The organism is Nostoc sp. FACHB-892 (assembly GCF_014698795.1).
In the GTDB taxonomy this organism is placed as follows: domain Bacteria; phylum Cyanobacteriota; class Cyanobacteriia; order Cyanobacteriales; family Nostocaceae; genus Nostoc.
In genome coordinates this window covers 1-6,917 of record NZ_JACJTR010000113.1, presented here as the reverse complement: position 1 = coordinate 6,917, position 6,917 = coordinate 1, and the positions used below count along the sequence as shown (strand labels likewise).

Annotated in this window: 6 protein-coding genes and 1 pseudogene; 2 read left to right on the top strand and 5 right to left on the bottom strand. The window is 38.9% G+C overall.

The features are described from left to right. Positions 1–152 precede the first annotated feature (152 nt). The 4 genes and pseudogenes from H6G96_RS39800 to H6G96_RS39790 all read right to left on the bottom strand — a co-directional run bounded on the left by H6G96_RS39800 (position 153) and on the right by H6G96_RS39790 (position 3,986). Positions 153–647 carry a hypothetical protein gene (locus tag H6G96_RS39800; protein WP_190920055.1) on the bottom strand — a complete coding sequence of 165 codons (495 nt, stop codon included), beginning with the start codon at positions 645–647 and terminating at the stop codon, positions 153–155. Between the two features lie 21 nt (positions 648–668). Beyond that, positions 669–1,955 (bottom strand): N-6 DNA methylase, encoded by a 1,287-nt coding sequence (locus tag H6G96_RS39795; protein ID WP_277933115.1) that lies wholly within the window; start codon positions 1,953–1,955, stop codon positions 669–671. Positions 1,956–2,009: 54 nt separating this feature from the next. Next, positions 2,010–2,441 (bottom strand): annotated as a pseudogene (locus H6G96_RS42155) (type I restriction-modification system subunit M N-terminal domain-containing protein); the annotation flags it as partial. 609 nt (positions 2,442–3,050) lie between these two features. Then, positions 3,051–3,986: a pentapeptide repeat-containing protein gene (locus tag H6G96_RS39790; protein WP_190920053.1), complete on the bottom strand. Its 936-nt coding sequence runs from the start codon at positions 3,984–3,986 to the stop codon at positions 3,051–3,053. Positions 3,987–4,088: 102 nt separating this feature from the next. Here H6G96_RS39790 and H6G96_RS39785 point away from each other — a divergent pair, with 102 nt between their 5' ends. Beyond that, entirely contained in the window at positions 4,089–4,346 is a 258-nt protein-coding gene (locus H6G96_RS39785) for a helix-turn-helix transcriptional regulator (RefSeq protein WP_190920051.1), read from the top strand. 149 nt (positions 4,347–4,495) lie between these two features. Here the strand turns inward: H6G96_RS39785 and H6G96_RS39780 are convergent, their stop codons facing one another. Continuing rightward, positions 4,496–4,933 carry a MerR family transcriptional regulator gene (locus tag H6G96_RS39780; protein ID WP_190920049.1) on the bottom strand — a complete coding sequence of 146 codons (438 nt, stop codon included), beginning with the start codon at positions 4,931–4,933 and terminating at the stop codon, positions 4,496–4,498. A 70-nt stretch (positions 4,934–5,003) separates the two neighbouring features. Here H6G96_RS39780 and cas12k point away from each other — a divergent pair, with 70 nt between their 5' ends. Beyond that, positions 5,004–6,797: a type V CRISPR-associated protein Cas12k gene (cas12k, locus tag H6G96_RS39775; RefSeq protein WP_199339880.1), complete on the top strand. Its 1,794-nt coding sequence runs from the start codon at positions 5,004–5,006 to the stop codon at positions 6,795–6,797. Positions 6,798–6,917: the final 120 nt, after the last annotated feature.

Genomic DNA, 6,917 nt, shown 5'->3' with positions numbered 1-6,917 from the left:
TCATTTCATTTTTTTAACCCTTTCAATAAATATAAGCATTAATTATATACTAAGTAATTTATAGCACTTTGAGCTAAGTATACTTAATTAGCGATCGCTCTTTGGGAAAAACTTTTTGGTTTACTGAAAATCTTCTTTACTTGCGTCAATTCTTACTTAAGTTTTTTAATCTCAGCCTCACTTAATTTATCTTCATCTTCTAATTCTGTATCCTCACTTTCCTCATCACTTTTTTTCGTTGCTGCCAACTTGCTTTCTAAATCTGCCTTTTTCGCCTCGTAATCTGCTAATTCCTGTAAATAATCTGGCAACAATCGTACCACTAATTTATGACTTAAAGGATCAGAACTATTGCTATTCTTATCATCACTATTTAAATCTGTCGTAATTGTTGCCACCCAACCTTCTATCAACCCGTTAAAATTTTGGGCAGCAATAGTTTTGAGGTCATACTGAATTTCATCCCACCAACTAGCAATAACCCCATTCACCTGAAATTCATCCAAAAACAAAAGCATCTGTTCTTGTATTGCTTCTTTTCGTAAAGTCTCAGCCTTTGCTTCTAGTTGATTTTCAACTAACCCCTGATAGTTTTGATTAGCAGCAGTTTCCAAAGCATTTCGGTTATTATCTAACCATTCAGCCATTGTTCCTGCCAGTTGATAAGGTTATAAAATTTTGATAGGGCGAAGTGCCTCAGTAAAAGAGGTCAGAAAATCATTACGAATTTCCATGACATCTTTTGTTCCTGGTAACTTCAACAATCGATTTTCGTGAGCTTCCCACCACTCAACAAAAGCGTTCTTTAGCTTTTTCTCCTGCTCTACTATACCAGGATGGGTTTCTACAAGTTCCTTAATTTGATTTCGTTCTGACAGCATAGACAAAAAATCAAAATAATCCTGATTGCGCTCCACAAAAACAGCTTTAGTGTCAAACCCATGAGCCATAAAAGGTTCTTGTTTAGCTTCTACCTCAGCCTTGGGTATACCTCCTAAAAGATGCGCTCGCACATCATGAGGTTCTGGCGGTGGAGAATTATCAACATAGCGGCGAATATTGCAATTGTAATCATTAGCCGCTAATTGTTCCTTAGTTACTACTGCTGCATAACCAGGTACATCCACAAACGCTTCAAAAGTCGAGACAATTTTTTCAATATGTTCTGGCTTGAGAAAATTCTGCGCTCGACCTGCTTGATATTCCGCATCAGCATTAATAAACAGAACCTTACCCCGACGTGACTCAGGCTTGGCATCTTTTGAGCCTCGCATCACCAAAATACAAGCGGGAATACCAGTACCATAAAACAAATTCGGTGGTAAACCAATCACGGCTTCCAGCAAATCATCTTCAATAAACCCTTGTCGAATCTCTTTTTCTACCCGACCGCGAAACAGAACTCCATGAGGCATCACCGTCGCCATTCTTCCTTGAGGTCGCAAGACCGCCAGCATATGCTGGACAAACATCAAATCCCCTTTCTTACCATTTTCAAGACAAAAGCCATAACTGAACCGTTCCTCGAACTTTAACCCCTTCCTAGAATAGTTTTGACTAAATGGCGGATTACTGATTACACGGTCAAAACGCATCAATTCCCCACCCTCTATATGCAGTGGGTTAGCAAGCGTATCATCATTCTCAATGTCAGCGTCAGCGATTCCATGCAAAATCATATTCATTTTGCAAATCGCCCAAACCCCGCCGTTAGCCTCCTGACCGTATAGACGTAGATTTTTGGCATTACTCCGACGTTCTTCTACATACTCCTTAGAAAGGATTAGCATCCCGCCCGAACCAACACAGGGGTCGTAAATCCGCATTCCCGTTTGTGGTTTGAGCAACCGTGCCATTAACCGTGCTACATCACGAGGTGTATAAAATTCGCCTCCTTTCTTGCCTGCGGAGTCAGCAAAGTGTCTAATCAAATACTCATAAGCTGCACCCAGCAAATCAGGAAACTCAAAATCTTCATTACGGAGGCGATATTTACCAAAATGCCTAATTAAATCCCGTAATTTTTGATCGGGAACCCTAGTTTTACCAACTGTTTTGTTAAAGTCGATGTGGCTAACGACCCCTTCCAAAATTGTATTTTCAATTTCTAATGCACCTAAAGCTTTATTCAAGCCATTACCAACATCACTATGTAATTCCTTTTCGATATAAGACCAACGCGCTCTATCTGGCACAAAAAAAGTATCAGCATAGTAAGCAGGTGACTCAGCACGTTGTTTTGCTTATGCTTCAGTGCGTCCTTTAGCTATATTCTCTTTAATAATTTGCTCGTATCGCTCATCAAACACATCAGAACAACGTTTCAAAAAGAGCATTCCAAAAATATATTCTTTATAATCAGAAGCGTCCATTTTTGCACGCAAAATATCAGCTGCTGCAAACAAATGGCGTTCAAGTTGAGGTAGTGTTATTTTTCTCATAAATACATACTTAATATACCGAAGACGCCATTTCCGAAAGCAAATACTATCGCGAAAAAAATAATTTTATTTAATTATTTCTAGCAATTATGTTAGCATCTAGTGGTAAAAAGTCAATATTGCTAACATTTTTTTGCTAAGATATAACTCAAAATAGTATTAAATTTTTAATTAGAACATGATATTAAGAATATAATTTTTATTATTTGATAATAAAAATTATATTCTTAGAAATTAAATCCAGGCAAGCAATACATATAGTTTAAAAAATAATATAATATTATCTTTAAATAAAAGTATTTATCATTAATGAGCATTTAATTTATATAAAAATAGAATTTCATCAATTATTAAGAGCGAATTACTATGTAAAATTGAATAGCGATTAGCTAATTAATAATGATTAAGCTTATCGTCAAATATATCTAAAAAATAATTGCCAATTAAGGATATAATGTTTAACTCTTTCCTATAACAGCTTTAAGCTTATCTAAAAGAGATAATGCACGGAGCGATCACATCTTAAAAGTCATACAATTAAACTTTTGCCAAAGATAATTTATGGGAAGTCAGCTACCTGAAACTAATATCAATCCATTTCCCGATGAACTAATACATACCCTCAATCATTTGTAAAAATTCTTTCACAACTTCATTTGGCTGCTTCTCACACTTTTTAGAGTCAAAACGTTCAACCACTCGTATTCCATGAAATCGGAACAAGCGTTCTCGTTCTTGTTCCTCTACTCGTCTTGAAGGCGTGTGCCAAGGCCCGTCAACTTCGAGAATACCCCACTTACCTTGGTGGCAAACTATAAAATCTGGTTCTAGATTCCGTCTACCTTCTGGTGAATTGAGCCGGGCAAGACTATTTGGCATGAACAGCACTCCTGCGCGATCTAATGCTTTTGCAATTTCTATTTCAGATTTTGAGCGATAGCGCAGTCCTTCCCAGGTGTAAAGTCGCCATTTTGGATTGAACAAAATCCCTTGATTGCCGATCTCCTTGTCAGGAGACTGTAAAACCTCTGGCATTTTGGCTCCATCAAGCACTACTCCTTCCAGGTTGACTCCATCTAGTTTTGTCTGAGATAGGTCAACTCCTCTCAAGCTTGCACCTGCTAGCTTGGCGTTACTCAAATCTGCCCCACGAAGAATTGTATAACTGAGGTCGGCATTACTTAAGTTCGCTTTTATTAAAAAAGTAATAAATAGAATTGCACTATTTAGATCCGCTGAATCTAAATTTGCTTGATGCAATCTCGCCAGGCTTAAATCCGCTGCAACCAAACAAGCATTTTGTAATTTAGCCTTCTCTAATCTAGTTTGGCAGAGATAGGCGTTACTCAAGTCAGCCTCACGCAGGTCAACTCCACGCAAATCTGTTTTAACAAGACAAGCTCCTTTCAAATTCGCACCATAGAGATTGACTCCTCTCAAATCTTCTCCTTGAAGATTAGCTTTTGATAAGTTCTCTCCACGGAAATTTTTTCTGCCATCTAACAACTCGCTCATAAATTCGTCTGCATCCATTGGTAGTGGCACTGGAAAACCTCTATTTAGACAACACACCAACCTTCAGTAATTAGCTGTGTAACATAAATATGTTAATTTTGCATATTTTTGCAACGGCTGTAGCCTCTCAACATGGGAGGTTCAATCTACTCGGTTAGGTACAAAGCATTTCTCACACGCCTGCGCGAGGCGCGACTTGAAGCTGGACTAACTCAAATAGAAGTTGCACAAAAGCTGAATCAGCCCCAGTCCTATGTTTCAAGGTGTGAGTCAGGAGAAAGGAGAGTAGACGTAGTAGAGTTAACAGACTTTGCGATGATTTACAAAAAACCCTTAACCTATTTCGTTGACTTTACGACTGAAAACGAAAATCACTTAAAGGTAACGTAATCAGTATCTAGTCAAAAATATTCAGTTCATTTCACTTATGCAAAAAGGCAACCACCTAATCATTTTGTGAATCATTTAGATCGCTTGTCTCTTGTAATCCTTAACGGCACAGGATTTCTGGTCAAGTCTGACAAGTCAAAGCAGTTGACTTAATTTTCTCCAGTTAATAGCCGTGATTCCACACGACTATAAATTAGGTCAAGCCATACAGGAATCACTGGTAGACCATCACTTAGGTTTAAGATCGCCCGTTCCCGGTTAAACTGTACAAGCTCAAGCGATTGCGTTTCCCAATTCCACAACAACATAAAACGCCCACCTTGACCTGAGTTTAATAACTCAGGTTCTTGTTCTTTGATCTGTCTGAGGGTTCGACTGGCTAAGTCAAAATTTAACCCCATAGACAGCCAATATGCCATTGCTGCCAGTTCTATTAAGTTAGACCGCGAATAGTAAATGCTTCGCCCAATTCCCGTATCACCAATCACGGGGACAACTACTTCTTTCTCTCGCCAATACTGCAACTGCCGAAGGGTGCAGCCTGTTATCTCAGCAGCTTGTTTGCTTGTAAAAAATTCTTCCTGCATGAGATTTATCTTACAGAAGCAAGTTATTATACATATATGTTTTTATTGAACTTATTTGTTTAACTGTGGCATGAGCCAAATTACAATTCAGTGTCGTCTAGTAGCCAACGCCAATACTCGCCAACAGCTATGGCAGTTAATGGCAGATAAAAACACGCCACTAATTAACGAACTATTGCTTCATATTTCTGAACATCCAGACTTTGAGACATGGCGGCATCAAGGTAGATTCCCGATTAGTACAGTTAAGCAAGTGTGTGAAATGCTCAAAGCAGACCCGCGCTTCATTGGTCAGCCTGCACGGTTTTACACGAGTGCAACTACATTGGTTAACTACATCTATAAATCATGGTTCGTGCTGATGAAGCGATCGCAGTACCAACTAGAAGGTAAAATTCGCTGGTTGGAAATGCTCAACAGTGATGTTGAATTGGTAGAAAGCAGTGGTGTTAGCTTAGATAGTCTTCGCATTAAAGCTGCTGAAATTTTGACTCAACTTGTTATCCTCGATAATGCTGAAACTCAATCAAAGAATGGAAAAAAAGCTAAAAAGTGCAAAAAATCTCAAAATTCAGCTAGCGACGCTTTATCAAAGAACTTATTTGGGGCTTACAGCAATACAGAAGATAACTTGACTCGTTGTGCCATCAGCTATTTGCTCAAAAATGGTTGCAAAATTAACGAAAAAGAGGAAGACGCTAAAAAATTTGCTCAACGTCGCCGTAAACTTGAGATTCAGATTGGACGCCTCAGAGAACAGCTAGAAACACGAATTCCCAAAGGTCGGGATTTAACTGCTGCCAAATGGTTAGAAACTATTGTCGTTGCCACTCATAACGTTCCAAAAAATGAAGCTGAGGCAAAATCTTGGCAACACAGCCTTTTAAGGCAATCTAGCAAACTACCTTTCCCGGTAGCTTACGAAACCAACGAAGATATGACCTGGTTTAAAAACCAGTTGGGACGCATCTGTGTAAAGTTCAACGGTTTGAGCGAGTATAGCTTTCAAGTCTATTGTGATTCTCGCCAACTTCACTGGTTTCAACGCTTCCTAGACGATCAACAAATTAAGAAAAATAGCAAAAACCAACACTCCAGTAGCCTGTTCACCCTGCGTAGTGGGCGTATTGCTTGGCAAGAAGAGGAAGGCAAAGGCGATCCTTGGAATATTAATCGCTTAACCCTTTACTGTTCTGTGGATACCCGCCTATGGACGACTGAAGGAACCAATCAAGTAAGGGAAGAGAAAGCCAAAGAAATCGCTAAAACTATTACCAATGCAAAAGCCAAAGGTGGCCTCAATGAAAAACAGCAAGCCCATATAAAACAGAAAAACTCTACCTTAGATAGAATTAATAACCCTTTTCCTCGCCCTACTAAACCTTTATATAAAGGACAATCTCATATTCTTGTTGGTGTTAGCCTCGGCTTAGAAAAGCCTGCAACGCTAGCGGTAGTTGATGGCGCTACAGGTCAAGTCATTACGTATCGCAGCATCAGACAACTACTGGGTGATAATTACAAATTGCTAAATCGACAGCGACAGCAAAAGCACTCCTTATCCCACCAACGCCAAATAGCTCAAATGCAGATGCTTGCTGTACCAAATCAGTTTGGAGAATCGGAGTTAAGTCAGTATATAGACAGCTTGCTAGCGAAAGAGATTATTGCGATCGCTCAAACTTACTCTGCTGGAAGTATTGCTTTACCTAAGTTGGACAATATGCGAGAGCAAGTTCAGAGTGAGATTCAAGCTAAAGCAGAACAAAAATCAGAATTACTAGAAGTCCAAAAACAGTATGCCAAACAATACCGAGTTAGTGTCCATCAGTGGAGCTACGACAGATTGATTTCTAGTAAGTAAGTCGTGGTGAAATTTTATAAGTATGTAACAAAAAATTAAGCAGAAGAATGAGAGTCAAATTTTACACGTTGTGTACTGTAGCTTCTCTTTTCACCTCTTCTTTGAACTCCATCAATGACA